Origin of the sequence: Microvirga makkahensis (genome assembly GCF_009830105.1) — a bacterium.
Taxonomy (GTDB): Bacteria; Pseudomonadota; Alphaproteobacteria; order Rhizobiales; family Beijerinckiaceae; genus Microvirga; species Microvirga makkahensis.
Genome location: NZ_WURB01000016.1, coordinates 1 through 16197 on the forward strand (window position 1 = coordinate 1; position 16197 = coordinate 16197).

Annotated in this window: 19 protein-coding genes and 1 pseudogene; 13 read left to right on the plus strand and 7 right to left on the minus strand. The window is 65.4% G+C overall.

The features are described 5' to 3' along the window. The 3 genes and pseudogenes from GR328_RS27520 to GR328_RS18395 all read right to left on the minus strand — a co-directional run. Window positions 1–126, minus strand: a pseudogene (locus GR328_RS27520) (BAX inhibitor (BI)-1/YccA family protein); the annotation flags it as partial. A 230-nt stretch (window positions 127–356) separates the two neighbouring features. Then, window positions 357–2942 (minus strand): ABC transporter permease, encoded by a 2586-nt coding sequence (locus GR328_RS18390; protein ID WP_160886344.1) that lies wholly within the window; start codon window positions 2940–2942, stop codon window positions 357–359. Between the two features lie 12 nt (window positions 2943–2954). After that, window positions 2955–3647 (minus strand): ABC transporter ATP-binding protein, encoded by a 693-nt coding sequence (locus tag GR328_RS18395; protein ID WP_160886346.1) that lies wholly within the window; start codon window positions 3645–3647, stop codon window positions 2955–2957. Between the two features lie 73 nt (window positions 3648–3720). Here GR328_RS18395 and GR328_RS18400 point away from each other — a divergent pair, with 73 nt between their 5' ends. The 6 genes from GR328_RS18400 (at window position 3721) to GR328_RS18425 (ending at window position 7651) form a co-directional block, all read left to right on the plus strand. Beyond that, window positions 3721–4383 (plus strand): arylesterase, encoded by a 663-nt coding sequence (locus GR328_RS18400; protein ID WP_160886348.1) that lies wholly within the window; start codon window positions 3721–3723, stop codon window positions 4381–4383. A 70-nt stretch (window positions 4384–4453) separates the two neighbouring features. Beyond that, on the plus strand, window positions 4454–5497 hold the full coding sequence (locus tag GR328_RS18405; protein ID WP_160886350.1) for an aldo/keto reductase: 1044 nt from the start codon (window positions 4454–4456) through the stop codon (window positions 5495–5497). Between the two features lie 194 nt (window positions 5498–5691). Further along, on the plus strand, window positions 5692–6228 hold the full coding sequence (thpR, locus tag GR328_RS18410) for an RNA 2',3'-cyclic phosphodiesterase (RefSeq protein WP_160886369.1): 537 nt from the start codon (window positions 5692–5694) through the stop codon (window positions 6226–6228). A 38-nt stretch (window positions 6229–6266) separates the two neighbouring features. Then, entirely contained in the window at window positions 6267–6857 is a 591-nt protein-coding gene (locus tag GR328_RS18415) for a histidine phosphatase family protein (protein ID WP_160886371.1), read from the plus strand. 66 nt (window positions 6858–6923) lie between these two features. After that, window positions 6924–7238 carry a 4a-hydroxytetrahydrobiopterin dehydratase gene (locus GR328_RS18420; RefSeq protein WP_160886373.1) on the plus strand — a complete coding sequence of 105 codons (315 nt, stop codon included), beginning with the start codon at window positions 6924–6926 and terminating at the stop codon, window positions 7236–7238. A 5-nt stretch (window positions 7239–7243) separates the two neighbouring features. Next, window positions 7244–7651, plus strand: coding sequence for a GFA family protein (locus tag GR328_RS18425; protein ID WP_160886375.1), 408 nt, complete (start codon window positions 7244–7246; stop codon window positions 7649–7651). Window positions 7652–7653: 2 nt separating this feature from the next. Here GR328_RS18425 and GR328_RS18430 read toward each other — a convergent pair whose 3' ends face one another. Then, window positions 7654–8439, minus strand: a complete 786-nt coding sequence (locus GR328_RS18430; RefSeq protein ID WP_160886377.1) for an SDR family NAD(P)-dependent oxidoreductase — start codon at window positions 8437–8439, stop codon at window positions 7654–7656. A 118-nt stretch (window positions 8440–8557) separates the two neighbouring features. Here GR328_RS18430 and GR328_RS18435 point away from each other — a divergent pair, with 118 nt between their 5' ends. From GR328_RS18435 to rlmN, 3 genes are all read left to right on the plus strand, one after another. After that, a complete protein-coding gene (locus tag GR328_RS18435) occupies window positions 8558–8908 on the plus strand; it encodes a YkvA family protein (RefSeq protein WP_246215963.1) in 351 nt (116 codons plus the stop codon). Window positions 8909–9188: 280 nt separating this feature from the next. Next, window positions 9189–9884 (plus strand): invasion associated locus B family protein, encoded by a 696-nt coding sequence (locus GR328_RS18440; protein ID WP_205790118.1) that lies wholly within the window; start codon window positions 9189–9191, stop codon window positions 9882–9884. Between the two features lie 257 nt (window positions 9885–10141). After that, entirely contained in the window at window positions 10142–11353 is a 1212-nt protein-coding gene (gene rlmN / locus GR328_RS18445) for a dual-specificity RNA methyltransferase RlmN (protein WP_246215964.1), read from the plus strand. A 149-nt stretch (window positions 11354–11502) separates the two neighbouring features. Here the strand turns inward: rlmN and GR328_RS18450 are convergent, their stop codons facing one another. Beyond that, window positions 11503–11775 carry a hypothetical protein gene (locus tag GR328_RS18450; RefSeq protein ID WP_160886381.1) on the minus strand — a complete coding sequence of 91 codons (273 nt, stop codon included), beginning with the start codon at window positions 11773–11775 and terminating at the stop codon, window positions 11503–11505. A gap of 105 nt (window positions 11776–11880) precedes the next feature. On the opposite strand from GR328_RS18450, the gene GR328_RS18455 reads away from it, so the two are divergent. Next, the gene (locus GR328_RS18455) at window positions 11881–12396 is read left to right on the plus strand and encodes a hypothetical protein (RefSeq protein ID WP_160886383.1); all 516 of its coding nucleotides are present in this window, start codon (window positions 11881–11883) and stop codon (window positions 12394–12396) included. A gap of 218 nt (window positions 12397–12614) precedes the next feature. Here GR328_RS18455 and GR328_RS18460 read toward each other — a convergent pair whose 3' ends face one another. Further along, window positions 12615–13256: a LysE family translocator gene (locus GR328_RS18460; RefSeq protein WP_160886385.1), complete on the minus strand. Its 642-nt coding sequence runs from the start codon at window positions 13254–13256 to the stop codon at window positions 12615–12617. 146 nt (window positions 13257–13402) lie between these two features. On the opposite strand from GR328_RS18460, the gene GR328_RS18465 reads away from it, so the two are divergent. From GR328_RS18465 to GR328_RS18475, 3 genes are read left to right on the plus strand one after another with little or no spacing between them, the layout of a single operon-like run. Then, window positions 13403–14008, plus strand: a complete 606-nt coding sequence (locus GR328_RS18465) for a LemA family protein (RefSeq protein ID WP_160886387.1) — start codon at window positions 13403–13405, stop codon at window positions 14006–14008. 4 nt (window positions 14009–14012) lie between these two features. Then, window positions 14013–14813 (plus strand): TPM domain-containing protein, encoded by an 801-nt coding sequence (locus GR328_RS18470; protein ID WP_160886389.1) that lies wholly within the window; start codon window positions 14013–14015, stop codon window positions 14811–14813. Next, window positions 14814–15422, plus strand: coding sequence for a TPM domain-containing protein (locus GR328_RS18475; protein WP_160886391.1), 609 nt, complete (start codon window positions 14814–14816; stop codon window positions 15420–15422). Window positions 15423–15438: 16 nt separating this feature from the next. Here GR328_RS18475 and GR328_RS18480 read toward each other — a convergent pair whose 3' ends face one another. Beyond that, on the minus strand, window positions 15439–16176 hold the full coding sequence (locus GR328_RS18480; protein ID WP_246215958.1) for a DUF1223 domain-containing protein: 738 nt from the start codon (window positions 16174–16176) through the stop codon (window positions 15439–15441). Window positions 16177–16197 lie beyond the last annotated feature (21 nt).

Here is a 16197-nt window from a genome sequence, read left to right on the forward strand (position 1 = left end):
CGCCAGACCCAGGACCATGTTGTTGTAGACGCCGAGCATGAAGGCGCGCAGGCCCTGGTCGACCTGTGCCGCCGTCCGGGCAAAGCCGGTGCCATAGGCGGTTTGGTTTTGCTCATACGGTTGCATCGGAGTCCTTTCTCACGGTGTCCCGTCGATGTTCCCTCGAAAGGCTGGGAAGTCAGCCCTCGGCCGCCGCGATTCCCGGCGACACCCGAAATATGATGGGGCCTTCGCCAATACGCAAGAGAATGGGTCAAGCTTCAACTTTTCGTGAAAAGAATTTCGAGGAGCGGAGTAGCCGCTGCTCCTCGAAAATGGCGCCCCCTTCTCCATAACGCCGCCACCACGGCGCGGCGTTAAAGATTTCTCAAGTATTGCGCCGGCTTTTGACTCAAGATCCGCCAGGTCCCCATCAGGCCGAGACCAACGGTCACCAGAACGGCCAAGACCGAGGCCAGGAGAGCACCCGACAGATCTAGGCTAAAGCTTAAATTCATAAGGCGGGTGATGATGAAATAGGAAGCGACCCCGCCGGCCATGAGCCCGAAGAGCGCCGTGGCGAGGCCGAGCAGCCCGTATTCGAGCGCATAGGCCGAGAGCAGCCGCGCGCGGGTCGCCCCCAATGTCTTCAGCACCACCGCATCGTAGAGGCGGGCGCGATGGCCCGCGGCGAGCGCGCCTGCGAGCACCAGGAGGCTTGCGACGAGAGCGATCGAGCTTGCCCCGCGGATCGCCGTCACGAGCTGGGAGACCACGTCGTTCACGGCCTCCAGGGCATCCTTTACGCGCACGCTCGTCACCATCGGATAGGCCTGTGCGGAACTTCTCAGGATGCTGGCGTCGGTCGCCGCATCGGACCCGTTCGGGAAGGTGACTGTGGCCAGATGCGTGTGGGGGGCGCCGGCGAAGGTGTTGGGCGAGAACACCATGACGAAATTGATGCCGAGCGAGCGCCATTCCACCTCGCGCAGATTGGCGATGGTGGCCGTCACGTTGCGACCGAGCACGTTGACGGTGATCTCGTCGCCGAGCCCGAGCCCCAGGCCCTCCGCGATCTTGCTCTCGAATGAGACGAGCGGCTTGCCCCGGTAATCCTCCGGCCACCATTCTCCCTGGACCAGCTTCGAGCCTTCGGGCGGCGTCTTGGAATAGGTGATGCCGCGATCCCCTTCGAGCACCCAGGAGATGTCCTCGGGAGCCTTGACCTCGGAGACGGGACGTCCGCCCAAGGTGACGAGGCGCCCGCGCATCATCGGCACGCGTTCGATATCCGCTTCGCCTGCCTGGCTCTTCAGGAAGCCTTCGAACGCATCCGCCTGCTGGTTGGGAATGTCGAGGAAGAAGAAGCTCGGCGCCTGCGCCGGCAGGCTCTGGGTCAATTGCCTCGTCAGGTTGGAATCGATGAGCGAGAGCGTCACGAGAAGCGTGATCCCCAAGCCCAGCGACAGCACCAGCGAGGGCGTGAGCGCTCCGGGCCGGTGGATATTGGCGAGCGCGAGGCGCGGGGCCGTGCGCCGGGGGCGCGGCAATCGGCGGGCGAGCGCCATCAGCCCCAGCGCCACGAGGCGCAGGAGCAGGAAGGAGCCTGCCGCCGCTCCCACGAACATGAGCGCGATGCGCCGGTCATAGGCCGCGATCACCGCCAGCCCCACGAGTGCGACGACGGAGAGGCCCAGCGCCGCGAGATAGCGACGGCGCGGCCACCGCCGCTCCGGATCGATCTGGTCTCGGAACAGGCCCGACACCGGCACGTCATGGGCGCGGCCGAGAGGGGCTATGGCGAAGACGAGCGCCGTGAGCACGCCGTAGAGAAGCGCGACGCCGAGTTCCTGAAACGCGATTACCGGCTGGATCGGGATGGGCAGGAGATGGCCGAAGAGTCCTGTCACGACAAACGGAAGAACCGCGCCGACGGCCAGGCCGATGGCAATGGCGACGGCCGCAATCAGCATCACCTGCGTGAGGTAGAGCATTACCACCTGCCCGCCCGGTGCGCCGAGGCTTTTGAGCGTCGCGATGGAGGCGCGCTTGCGATCGACGAAGCCGCGCACCGCGTTGGCGACGCCGACGCCGCCCACCAGCAGCGCGGTGAGACCGACGAGAGTGAGAAACTGGGTGAACCGCTCGATGTTCCTGGCAAAGCGCGGATCCGCATTGAGCCGGGTGCGGATTCTCCACCCCGCCTCCGGGAGCACCCGGCTCGCCTCTGCCTCAACGCGCGTCATGCCCTCCTCGTTGGACAGGGCCGGCGGCAGGACGAGCCGATAGGTCCAGCGGACCAGACTTCCGGGCTGGATGAGGCCAGTCGCCTGCAACGCCTCCCGGGAGATCATCAGGCGCGGGCCGAAGCCGATGCCGTCGGCGATCTGGTCTGGCTCGCTCACGAGGCGCGCGCGCAGTTCCACATTCGCGCCACCCACCGTCACGCGGTCGCCCACCTTCAGGTCGAGCCGCGCCAGGAGCGCCTGATCGACGGCCGCGCCGAAGGCGCCGTCGCGCTCGGCAAAGAGATCGGCGGGCGCGAGCTGCGGGTCGGTTTCGAGCGCGCCGATCGTGGGATAGCCGGAATCGACCGCCTTCATCTCCACGAGGCCGGAGCCCTTCTCCCCCGCGACCGCCATGGCGCGCAGGGAAGCGATGACGTTCACCTGCCCCTTGGATTCCAGAAAGGCCCGCTCGGGTCCACTCGCCTCCCGCTGGATGAGCGAGAAGGCCATGTCGCCGCCGAGGATCCTGCGACCTTCGCGGGAGATGCCCTCGGTCAGCGCGCGCGACAGGGAGGACACGCTCGCGATCGCCGCCACCCCGAGGGCGATGCAGGCGAGAAAGATGCCGAAGCCCTTCAGGCCTGCGCGTAGCTCGCGCAAGGCCAGCCGCAGGAGGAGCGGCAGGCGCGAAACCGGAGCGTGCCGTCGCTGCGGGGTGGAGAGTGTCCCGTGCATGAGATTCCTTCCTTATGCCACGGCCGGGGCCGCATCGGCCTCGACCTGACCCGAACGCAGGCGCACCATGCGGTCGCAGAGGCGGGCGAGATTGAGATCGTGTGTCACGAGCACCAGGGTTGCACCGCGGTCGCGCTTGAGGGCGAAGAGCAGGTCGACGATGGATTGCCCTGTGGTCTCGTCGAGATTGCCGGTGGGCTCGTCCGCCACGAGGATCGCGGGGTTCGGCACGATGGCGCGGGCGATCGCCACGCGCTGCTGCTCGCCCCCCGAGAGCTGGGCTGGATAGTGATGCAGGCGATGGCCGAGCCCCACGGCCGTCAGTTCGGCCTCGGCCCGCTCGAAGGCGTCGTCCTCGCCCGCCAGCTCCAGGGGCAGCGCCACATTTTCCAGCGCTGTCATGGTCGGCACGAGATGAAAGGACTGGAACACGATGCCGATGCGCCGCCCGCGAAAGCGGGCTAGCGCGTCCTCGTCGAGGCCCGACAGATCGGTGCCGTCAACGATCACCTGGCCCGAATCCGGGCGCTCGAGGCCCGCCATGGTCATGAGCAGAGTGGATTTTCCGGAGCCGGAGGGTCCCACGAGGCCGATCGCCTCGCCCCTGTCCACGGCAAGCGAGATTCCCTTGAGGATGTGCACCCGCGCGGCCCCGCGCCCGAGGCTCAAATCGACATCGTGCAGCGCGATGGCCTTGTCCTTCATGCCCGTTCACCCGATCTGTTGGAGACTTGTCCGAAAGTCGCTGTTTAGTCCGGCATAGATGGGAAGCCTATCGATGAAGCGCCAATCCGGCCCGTTCATGACGATCATTTTTGCGTGTGCGGCGGCTGTTGCCGCCATGATTGCCCCCGCCTCCGCACCTCTGGCGCAGGAGGAGGCCTTGCGCCTCGTCGCCCTCGGGGACAGCCTGACCGCAGGCTACGGGCTGCCGCAGGAGGCCGCCTTCCCGGCTGTGCTGGAGCGCGCCCTCAGGGCCAAGGGCTATCGCGTCGAGATCGCCAATGCGGGCGTCTCGGGCGACACCTCCTCGGGGGGGCTCGACCGGCTCGACTGGTCCGTGCCCGACGGAACGGACGGGGTGATCGTGGAGCTCGGTGCCAACGACATGCTGCGCGGCCTCGATCCCACCCTCACGCGCAGGAACATCGAGACCATCGTGGAGCGCCTCAAAGCCAGGAACATCCCCGTGATGCTCGCCGGCATGTACGCCTCGCGAAACCTGGGCGCGGATTACATCGAGAAGTTCGATACCATCTATTCCGACATTGCGAAGAAGCACGACCTTGTGCTCTATCCCTTCTTTCTCGACGGGGTTGCCGGCGAGCGGTCCCTCAACCTGCCCGACGGCCTCCACCCGACGGCGAAGGGAGTGGAGACCATCGTCGAGCGCATCCTGCCCAGCGTCGAGACCTTTCTTACACGCCTGACGCAGCGCTGATCCCTTTCGGCGCCTTTCTGAAAATCCCATACTGAACCGCGGCGCGCGATCGCCGCGAGGAGCCTTGAAGATGCAATATCGCCGGCTTGGCCGCACCGACCTCGACGTCAGCCTGATCTGCCTCGGCACCATGACCTGGGGCCAGCAGAACACCGAGGCCGAAGGCCATGAGCAGATGGATTATGCCCTCGACCAGGGCATCAACTTCTTCGACACCGCCGAACTCTATTCCATTCCCCCGCGCGCGGAGACGCAGGGCTCCACGGAGCGGATCATCGGCTCCTGGTTCAAGTCGCGAGGCACCCGCGACAAGGTGATCCTAGCCTCCAAGGTGGTGGGCCGCTCCGAGAACACCTGGTTCCGCGACGACGGCTCTCCGGCCGAGCTCTCACGCCGGCAGATCGAGGAGGCCGTGAACAAGAGCCTCAAGCGGCTTCAGACGGACTATATCGACCTCTACCAGATCCACTGGCCCGACCGGCCGATGCCCTGGGGCGCGAATCCCACCGTCTACAGACACATGGAAGGCGATTCGCATCCCATCGCCGAGACGGTGGAGATCATGACGGATCTGGTGAAGGCCGGAAAGATCCGCCATTTCGGCCTCTCCAACGAGAGCGCCTGGGGCACCATGACCTATCTCAGGCATGCGGAGATCAAGGGACTGGCGCGGGTGCAGTCCGTTCAGAACGCCTACAACCTGCTCAACCGCACCTACGAGGTGGCGCTGGCCGAGGTGAGCACCCGTGAGCAGGTGAGCCTTCTCGCCTATTCGCCGCTGGCCCAAGGCTATCTGACGGGCAAGTATCTCGACGGGGCGCGTCCGGCGGGCGCGCGCAGCACGCTCTTCAATCGCGGCCAGCGCTACGAGAACGCGACGGCGGAAGCGGCGATCCGCAAATACATCGCCCTGGCGCGGGAATTCGGCCTCGATCCGGCCCAGATGGCGCTGGCCTTCGTCAATTCGCGGTCCTTCGTGACCTCCAACATCATCGGCGCGACATCGATGGCGCAGCTGAAAACGGACATCGCATCGATCGAGGTGACCATCACGCCGGAGCTGGAGAAGCGCATCGACGCCATCCACGTGGAGCATTGTAACCCCTGCCCGTAAGGACATCTTCCTCGTCATGGCGGTCCCCGGATCAAGTCCGGGGACCGCCATCCCGATGAGGAAAGGTGCGACGCTCCACGAGTCGGGATTACCGGCACGAGGCCGGAGATTGACGACGGGCTCGCACGGCAGGAACAAAGCCGGCCGTCCATCGTCTGTATCGTCAAGCATGAGCAAAGCTCGGGAGGTGCCGCATGCCACGTCTTTTCACCGGCATCGAGATTCCCCCTGAGATCGGCCTCGCCCTTTCGGCGTATCGCGGCGGGCTGCCCGGCGCGCGCTGGATCGATCCCGAAAATTATCACATCACCCTGCGCTTCATCGGCGACATCGACGAGCGCATGGCGGACGACGTGTGCTCGATCCTCGGCGATTCCCGCTGGCGGGAGCCCATCACCGTCACTATCGAGGGGCTCGACACCTTCGGAGGCGGCAAGCCCCGGGCGGTCTTCGCCCGCGCGACAGGCAACGGTGAACTCGCCGATCTCCAGGCCGAGCAGGAGCGTATGATGCGCCAGATCGGCCTGGCTCCGGAGACGCGCAAATTCATCCCCCACGTGACGCTGGCGCGGCTGAAGAACGTCTCTCCCATCGACGTGGCGGATTACATGGCTGCCCGGGGCCACTTCGCGAAGCTCACCTTCACCTTCGACCGCTTCGTACTCTATTCCTCGCGCGCCTCCGTGGGAGGCGGGCCCTACGTGATCGAAGCGGCCTATCCGTTGGGCTGACTCGACGGCCGGACTCGAGGCGGCTAGGTCAGTGAACCATGGCCTCACTGATTTTCCTCACCCACCCCGAGGTGGTGATCGATCCGCTCGTGCCCATTCCGCGATGGCCCCTGAACGACACGGGGCGCAGGCGCATGGAGCGTTTCGCCGATGCGCTCTCACGGGTTCCCCTCTCCTCCATCCACGCCAGCGCCGAAAGGAAGGCCATGGACGGAGCCGCCATCGTCACGGAGCGCTTCGGCCTGCCCTGTCGCGTCCATGAGGATCTGGGCGAGAACGACCGCTCGGCCACCGGCTATATCGCGCCACCGGAATTCTGGGAGGTCGTGAACGATTTCTTCGGCCGTCCGCACGAGAGCATCCGCGGCTGGGAGCGTGCCATCGACGCGCAGGCACGCATCGTGAAGGCCGTGAGCCGGATCGCGGCGGAGGAGACCCGCGATACCCTCGTGGTGTCCCATGGCGGCGTCGGCTGCCTGCTCATGGCGCACCTGCAAGGCGTCGAGATCGGCCGGGAAAGCCGGCCGCAGCATCCGGGCGGCGGCTGCTTCTTCGTGATGGATCGCGAGAGCTTTTCTCTCCGGCAGGACTGGCTGAGCATCGAAGAGGCCGTCTTCCCTCAGGAGTGATCCTGGCTGGTTCCGGGACTTGAAACATCGCCCGAGCGCCTCATCACTAATCGGGCTATCCCGGAGATGACGCAGCCCATGCCCCGACTGACCGATTCCGAACGCCAAGAGCTTCTTCCCGCCCTCGACGGCTGGACTCTCGTGGAGGGCCGGGACGCCATCCACAAGCGCTTCGTATTCGACGATTTCAACGCCGCCTTCGGCTGGATGACCCGCGTGGCGCTGGTGGCCGAGCCCATGAACCATCACCCGGAATGGTTCAACGTCTACAACAAGGTGGACGTGACGCTCTCCACCCATGACGCCAGCGGCCTCACGCGCCGCGATGTCGAGCTTGCGCAGCGCATGGACCAGCTCGCGGCCGGACTGACGAGGGCTTGAAAGCCATGGAGAACCAGAATGTTCTTACGGGCGGATGCGCCTGCGGCCAGCTGACGTTTCAGGTGCATGGAGCACCCAGGCGCGTAGGACTGTGCCATTGCATGACCTGCCGCAAGACGAGCGGCAGCGCGTTCAACGCCTTCGCGGTCTTTTCCGCCGACCGGGTGACGGTCTCGGGCGAGAGCCGGAGCTGGGAGGCCGCTCCCGGAGGCTGGTGTCATTTCTGCCCGCGATGCGGCTCACAGGTGTTTTACCGAGACGGTGGCGCCGAGATCGAGCTCATGCTCGGCGCCTTCGACGACACGGATCTTTTCAAGCCCACCTACGAAACCTGGACCAAGCGTCGCGAGTCGTGGCTCTGCACCCCGGATCTGACCGGCTATCCCGAGAACCGGGGTGAGGTGACCTCATGAGGTTACTTCGGCTGCATGCGCAGCGCGCCGTCGAGGCGGATCGCCTCGCCGTTGAGCATGTCGTTGGCGATGATGCTTTCGACGAGCTGCGCGTATTCCTCGGACCGTCCGAGGCGCGACGGGAACGGCACGTTGGCCTCCAGCGCCTTTCGGTAATCCTCCGCGATCCCCTCGAAAAGCGGCGTGTGGAACAGGCCCGGCATGATCGTCATCACGCGGATGCCGAAGCCTGACAGGTCGCGCGCCACCGGCAGGGTGAGGGCCAGCACGCCTCCTTTGGAGGCGGAATAAGCGGATTGCCCGATCTGGCCGTCCTGCGCCGCCACCGAGGAGGTGTTGACGATCACGCCGCGCCCGCCATCCGGCGTGACGGGTTCGAGGGCCGCCATGGCGGCGGCGCTTTTCGAGATCATCGCATAGGTGCCGATAAGGTTGATCTCCACTGTCCTTCGGAAGCTGGCGAGGTCGTGGGGAATCAGCTCGCCCGTCTCGCGCTTCTTCGTGACGGTCCGGCGGCCCGGCGCGATCCCTGCGCAATTGACGAGAATGCGCTCGGCGCCGTGCTTTTCGCGCGCCTTCACCAGTCCCGTGTCGATGGAGGCCTCGTCCGTGACGTCCACCTGGCAGAACAGGGCGCCCATGTCGCGGGCAACCGCCTCGCCGCGCTCCGCGTTCATATCGAAGATGGCGACTTTAACGCCGCGCGATGCGAGCATGCGCGCGGTAGCCTCTCCGAGGCCCGAAGCGCCTCCGGTGACGATCGCTGCCATCAATTTGTCGAGCTTCATCGGTTTTCTCCTCTTTCGGGGATGCTTCTATGCCATCCCGGCGCAGGCGAACACCTAGACCAACGAGGAGCAGGAAAGCATGAGCGAGCCTTTCATCAAGCCTTTCACCAAGGCCGAGATGGACGCCATGCGCGCGACCACCCGCGACGAGGAGGGCCTGAAGCGCCGGTTCTGGGACAAGCTCAGGCGCGTGGCGGGCAGGATTCCCTTCGCCGAGGATCTGGTCGCTGCCTTCTACTGCGCGACCGATCCCAAGACGCCGAGCCGCGTGAAGCTGATCCTCTTGGGAGCCATCGCCTATTTCGTCTTGCCGCTGGATGCGGTAAGCGACCTCCTGCCCCTCCTCGGCTTCGCGGACGATGCCGCCGTGCTGGCTGCGGCCATTTCGCAGGTCGCGAGTTCCATTACGGAAGAACACCGTGCTATGGCGCGGGAAGCCCTAGGTGAAGCGGTTTCCAAGGCCGGGTAGCCGGCCTGCTCCTCTGGAATAGATTCAGAACAAAGAATATTGACTTATTGCAACATTATAATTTTTCGCATACACCATTTCCCGTTCATCAGAAGTCATTTTAACTCCTCCCTTTGCAACAAGAAAACTTTTGAGAACCTTCAACTTACCAGGCCGCATCTGCGGCCTTTTATTTTGCCTCCGGCAACGCTGCCACGTTTCGACGCATCGCCAAGGATCAGGAACCGAAGCTACGGGATGGTGAAGAGTTCTTAACCATCCGCTCGTAATGTCGGCTCTCATGATTACGCCATCTCTCCAGCGCGGCCTTGCCGCGGGTATCCTTTCCGCTACCCTCGTGATCGGAACCGGGCCTGCAGCTCTGGCCCAGTCTCAGCGGTCCACGGGGCAGAAGCCTGCCGCCAAGCCCACGGCGGCTGCAACCTCGTCCAAGGCCAAGCCGGCGAGGGACAGGGCCGCCTCGTCTGCCAAGCCGGCAGCGGCGGCAGCCGCTGCGGCCGCCGCCAAGCCTGCCCAGGCAGCGACCGGCCCGGGCGGCGCATCCCTCGTGAGTTCCCACGGCGATTGGGGCGTCTATACGGCCCAGACCGGCCGCTCGAAAATCTGCTACGCCTTGAGCCAGCCGCAGGAGCGCCTGCCGAAGAACCTGAACCGGGATCCGGCCTATCTCTTCGTGTCCTTCCGCCCGGCGGAGAACGTCAAGAACGAGGTCGCCCTCGTGCTCGGCTTCCCGGCCAAGGAAAACGGCCCGGCTTCCGCCTCTATCGGCAGCGCCTCCTACGACCTCGTCACTAAGGCGTCCAATGCCTGGCTGAAGAACCCCGCCGAGGAAGGCCAGGCCATTACCAGCATGGCAAGAGGCCAGACCATGCTGGTGAAGACGCTATCCGCCCGCGGATCGAGCCTGACGGACCGCTATTCGTTGAGCGGATTCACCAAGGCCCTGGAGCAGGCCCGCAGGGAATGCGGCGTCTGAGCACCGCCGGCCCTTGCAAATTGCAAGCCGCATGAGCATTTTCCGGGCCTCGCGCCCGGAATTTTGCTTCATGGAGCTCACGGTTTCGGCGCAATCGTGTTATAGGGCACGTCCAATCCCAACAACGAGGCTCGAGATTTCCCATGGCGACGGCGCTCGACATCGCCAAGCGTAACCCCAATGCGGCCCCCCTGGCCGTGAGCGATGCCGCGCGCGCGGCGGGGCAGACCGCTTTATCCATCGAAAAGACGGCCGAGATGAGCGTGGCGGCGGGAGCCGCCCCCGGCGGCGCGTCGCTCATTGGCCTCACCCGCGACCAGCTGAAAGACTCCCTTGCGGCGATCGGCGTGGCCGAGCGCGAGCTGAAGATGCGCGTCGCCCAGCTCTGGCACTGGATCTATCTCCGCGGGGCGAAGGACTTCTCCGAGATGACCAACGTGGGTAAGGAGCTGCGCGCCAGACTGGCTGCCGCCTATACCCTCACCCGCCCGCAGGTGGTCTCCGAGCAGGTGTCGAAGGACGGCACCCGCAAGTGGCTGATCCGCATGGCCTCCACCGGCCCCCTCGACAAGGGCGCGGAGATCGAGTGCGTCTACATTCCGGAAGTCGACCGCGGCACGCTCTGCGTGTCGAGCCAGGTCGGCTGCACGCTCACCTGCTCCTTCTGCCACACGGGCACCCAGCGCCTCGTGCGCAACCTGACCTCGGCGGAGATCGTGGCGCAGCTCATCGTCGCACGCGATTCCATCGGCGACTGGCCCGACGCCACGCCGCCGGAAGGCGCCTTCGTGCCCACCGACGGCGGACGCTTCGTGTCCAACATCGTGTTCATGGGCATGGGCGAGCCGCTCTACAACACGGACAACGTGATCGACGCCATCGGCGTGATGTCGGACAACGAGGGCCTCGGCCTCTCGCGCCGCCGCATCACGGTCTCCACCTCCGGCGTGGTGCCGCAGATGGAGCGCCTGGGAGCCGAAGCCAACACCATGCTGGCGATCTCGCTCCATGCGGTGCGCGACGAACTCCGCGACGTGCTGGTGCCGATCAACCGCAAATACGACATCAAGCAGCTCCTCGACGCCTGCCGCGCCTATCCGGGTCTCTCGAACGCCCGCCGCATCACCTTCGAGTACGTCATGCTCAAGGGCGTGAACGATTCGGACGCCGACGCGCGCGAGCTCGTGCGGCTCTTGAGGGGCATTCCGGCGAAGATCAACCTGATCCCGTTCAATCCCTGGCCCGGCTCGAAATACGAGTGCTCGGACTGGGAGCGGATCGAGCGCTTCTCCGAGATCGTGTTCCGCGCGGGCTATGCCTCGCCGGTGCGCACCCCGCGCGGCCGTGACATCCTCGCCGCCTGCGGGCAGCTCAAGAGCGAGACGGAAAAACTGCGCGCCCGCGCCCGCATGATGGCCGAACAGGGCATCGGGGCGGAGGGCGTCTACGCGGTGGGGAACGGGGAGTAAGAGGCTGCTGGAACGGCGCCCCGTTGAAAGCGGCGCTGTTTGCCCCCTCCTCAAAGGTGATGTTGCGCCTCCGGGCTGGCAGGGGCTGGTTCGGAGAATTGCATGGATCGGCAAATCAAGGGGATCGTTGCCGCCACTTTGGCCGCCCCCTATGTCGCGAGCCTTTCGACGGCGTTGTGGATCGTTCTCTTCGAGCCCTGGGTTCCGGATCCTTCTTCACAGAGCGGCTTTACAATGATGTCATCGTCCTGGGCACAGTCGGATTGTTTTACGCTGGCCGTCCCACACTGATCCTGTCGTCGATCGGCGCCGGTGTTCTCGACATGCTGAAAGCGATCAGCAGTGGCATCTCTTCCCAGCGGCTCGGTTGTCGGCTTGATCTTCAGAACGTTTTTCAACGCCTCCGGCTTCAGGGAAAACATCCACCTGATGCTGATCTTCGTGGCGTCCGGCCCCACCTGCGGATGGATCTATCGGCGCATCGCCACCGGGCGGACACCTCGAAAAGGCCATGCTATAGAGGCGGAATGATCCGCTGGCTGCTCCTCGTTCCCTTCGCGCTCCTCATCGCCATCGGCATGAGCAGCGTGTTCTTCTTCATCGCCTCGATGGTCGACCCGCTCATGGCAACGCTGACCGGGGAGACCCTGTTCGTCGGGTTCTGGAACCTCGTGGATGCGGTGTTTTCCAGCGACGACCCCGGCCCCATCGTGGCCGAGGCCATGCTCACCGTCGGCCGCATCATGTTTACGCTGCTCGTGCTGCCGCCCCTGGTGATCGCCGTGACCGGCGAGGCGCTGAAGATGCGAAGCCTCTTCTGGTACGCCCTCGCCACCGGCGTTCTCACGGCCGCCGTGCCGTGGATCCTGCGCGGAGCGGCGCGCGTCGCCAACCCTGCCGAGCTCCATGTGAGCGCCATCCTCGGCCTCACCGGCGCGGTGGCGGGTTTCGTCTACTGGGTCATCGCGGGCCGCGACGCGGGAGGGCGCACCCCTCCTCCGCCCCCACCCGCATCGTCCCTCCCCTCCGCGGAGAAGGAATAAAGGGCAGGAACCACACAGGCGGAGCGCAGCGCTCGATCCAGGTGCCCGACAGTGTCATCGCCGGGCCTGTCCCGGCCATTCCGACGAGGAGAAGCGCTGCGCGTCACATTGTCCGGACCACCGGCCCAAGGCCGGTGATAACGTAGGAGCAACCATGGCATCGCCCATCCTGTCGCACTGCTCCTGGCTCTCTCCGGCAGGCAGCGAAACTGCACCCTCTACCGCGCCGACGCCGTCAGGATCTTGAGCGCGAAGGCGCCGAAGAGGCCCGCGAATGAATAATCGATGCCCCGCATTACCCTCGGGTGATTGCGCAGCAGCGCGACGACCCTCTCGGCGGCCAGAATCATCGCGGCGCCCATGGGAGTGGTGAGCGCGATGAAATAGAGGCCCAGGAACAGGAGCTTGTCGGCGGCGTGCGGATCGCCCGCATCGACGAATTGTGGCAGGAAGGTCACGAAGAACAGCACCACCTTCGGGTTGGTCAGATTGATGCCGACCCCCATGAAGAAGGTCTTCCAAAACGAGACCTCGACGCGCCCCCCCTCCTTCACGTGCAGCGCCGAACCGTGGCGCACCGCGTCCACCGCGAGCCACAGCAGATAGAGCGCGCCCACGATCTTGAGGATCGTGAAGGCGGTGACCGAGGCCGCCAGCAGCGCGGACAGGCCGAGGGCGGCGAGCAGGGTGTGGACGCAGCATCCCGTCATCGCCCCCAGCATCGAGGCCATGCCGGCCTTGCGCCCGCCAGCCATGGTCTTGGCGAGGAACAGGCTCATGTCCGGTCCCGGCGTGATGAACAACAGGAAACAGGCAAGGGAATAGGCGAGCAGAGTGCTCAGGTTCGGCAGGAAGGTCATGGACTTAGGCCCCGTTCGCAGGCTGCCGGATCATGCCTCAACCACCCTTTCTCGGCTAGAGAAAAACGTCTTGTACAAACGCCATGCTTGACCCATCTCTTGAACCCGGCAACGGTTCTGCAACCTTCGATCGCGAGAGGACAGACATGACGGCTTCGCCCCTGGGGACACGAATCAGAGCCGCCCTGACAGGACTGGCTCTCGCTCTCGGCCTCTCCGCCTGCGGCATCAACAACGTGCCGACCTTCGAGGAACAGGCCAAGGCCGCCTGGAGCGAGGTGCAGAACCAGTATCAGCGCCGGGCCGACCTGATCCCCAACCTGGTCGAGACCGTGAAGGGCTTCGCCCAGCAGGAGCGCGAGGTGCTCACCCAGGTCACGGAGGCCCGCGCCCGGGCCACGCAGGTGCAGGTCGATGCCTCCACCGTGACGGATCCGGAAAAGTTCCGCCAGTTCCAGGAGGCGCAGAACCAGCTCTCCGGCGCCCTCGGCCGCCTGCTTGCGACGGTGGAGCGCTATCCGGAGCTGAAATCGAACGCCAACTTCCTGGCCCTGCAATCCCAGCTGGAAGGCACGGAGAACCGCATCGCTGTGGCGCGCCGCGACTATATCGCGGCGGTGCAGGCCTACAACACGGAGCTGCGCACCATCCCCGGCCGCTGGATCGCGTCCATTGTCTACCCGGAAGCCAAGCCTATGGAGACCTTCACGGCCACGGCCGGCTCCGAGAGGCCGCCCGAGGTAAAGTTCTAGTCTCATGAGAGCCCCGGGCAGTTTTTCCTCCTCCGGAGGAGGGCAGGTGCTGTTGCGCCGTGCCGGGCTCCCTCTGGCGCTCCTCGTCCTGTTCGCGCTCGCAGCCCTCGCTCAGTCCTTTCCTGCCCTCACGGGCCGGGTGGTCGATGCGGCGAATCTCCTGAAGCCGGAGGAGCGGTCCTCCCTCGAGGCGAAGCTCAAGGCCCACGAGGACAAGACCTCCGACCAAGTGGTGGTGGCCACCATCCGCTCGCTCGAGGGTACGAGCATCGAGGATTACGCCAACCGTCTTTTCCGCACCTGGCAGCTCGGGCAGAAAAAGAACGACAACGGCGTGCTGCTCCTCGTCGCGCCTGCCGAGCGCAAGGTGCGCATCGAGGTGGGCTACGGGCTCGAAGGCGCGCTCACCGATGCGCTCTCGAAGGTCATCATCACCACCGCGATCGCCCCGCAATTCCAGCAGGGCGACTTCGCGGGCGGCATCGATGCAGGCACCGATGCGATTCTCTCGATCCTGACCGGCGATGCGGAGGAATGGCAGCGCCACACGGCAGTGCGCGAGGATGAGACGTCGGGCATCGACACCCTCGTCACCTTCCTGATCATCGCTTTCATCCTCTTCCAGGTTTTCCGCGCCATGCGCGGCGGGGGCGGCAGGCCGGGCTTCCGTCGCCGCCGCGGCTCGGGCCCCTTGATCATTCCTATGGGGAGCGGTTGGTCGAGAGGCGGCGGCTGGTCCGGCGGAGGAGGCTTTTCGGGCGGGGGCGGGTCGTCGGGCGGCGGCGGAGCCTCGGGGAGCTGGTAGATGATATCGGAACATGATCGGTACCGGATCTCGCAGGCTATCCACGAGGCCGAGAAGACCACCGCGGGCGAGATCGTCGTTGTCGTGGCGCGCCAAGCCAGCGCCTATCGGGCGATTCCCGCCCTTCTGGGCCTCTTCCTGGCGCTCCTCGTGCCCTGGCCGCTGATCTGGTTCACCGAGCTCGGATCTTCACGGATCTTCCTGATCCAGCTGATCGCGGCGTGCGGCCTGAATGCGGCGTTCGCCTGGCCTCCGGCCCATCTGGGGTTGATCCCGCGCGCGATCAAGCGGGCGCGGGCGCATGAAGCGGCCGTCCGGGAATTCACAAGTCACGGATTGTCGCGCACGCAGGGGCGAACCGGCGTGCTGATCTATGTGGCGGCGGCGGAGCATTATGCCGAAGTGATCGCCGATATAGGCATCGCGGATCGCGCAGGCCCTGCCGCGTGGCAGGAGATCATCACGGATCTGATCGAGGCGATCCGCCAGGAAAAGGCGGGCGACGGGCTCGTCCAGGCCGTGCGTCGGGCCGGTGCCATTCTCGCCGAGCATGCGCCGCCGGGAGCACGGGACGCGAACGAGCTGCCGAACAAGGTCGTGCTGCTCTAAGGATGAGAAGCTAAGGTCAGAGGCCAGGGCTCTTGGCGGCTCCCAGGATCATGCCGGGCCTGTCGTTTTCCTCCACCTGCAGAAGCACCACAAAGCCGTCCCCGCCGCGGCGGGCGGTCTCGGCAGGCAACTCGAAACGGGCAGGGCCGCCGTGCCATTCGCCGATGCGCTTCAGGCCCCGCACCACATTGGCGTAGGTAACCGTTCTACCCTTGTTCTCGCCCCGTTCGATGGGCACGGTCTGCGAACGCAGGACAGGGAGCACCCAGACCTCCGCGTTCCGGTGCGGGACCTCCCCCGTCTCCGTGATGGAGACGGTCACCGTGCCGTTCTGCTCGGCGATCGCCACATCGACCGGAAGGGTCGAGCGGCCCTTCCCGGTCATCTGGATCGCTTTTTCGATCTGCGCCCGGTCGGACCCGATGCAGGACTTCTTTCCGTTCACGATCATCTGCGGCGTGAAGACCTGACGGTCGCTGCGGGCGTGGGCATAGTCCTTCTGCCGGTTCGTGAACTCGGCATGGGCGAGCGTGTCCTTCCAGCCGAGATAATCCCAGTAATTCACGGGAAAGGAGAGGGCCACGATGTCGGGTCTTCGGGAATATTCCACCAGCAGCGCATCCGCCGGCGGGCAGTTCGAGCAGCCCTGACTGGTGAATAGCTCCACGACGGCGCGCGGAGGCTCCGCTAAAGCAGGCTGCAGAAGGACGGCCAAGCCGATGGCCGCCAGCAGGAGTTTCAGTCGAGATGCCATGATGCCTGTCATGAAACACCA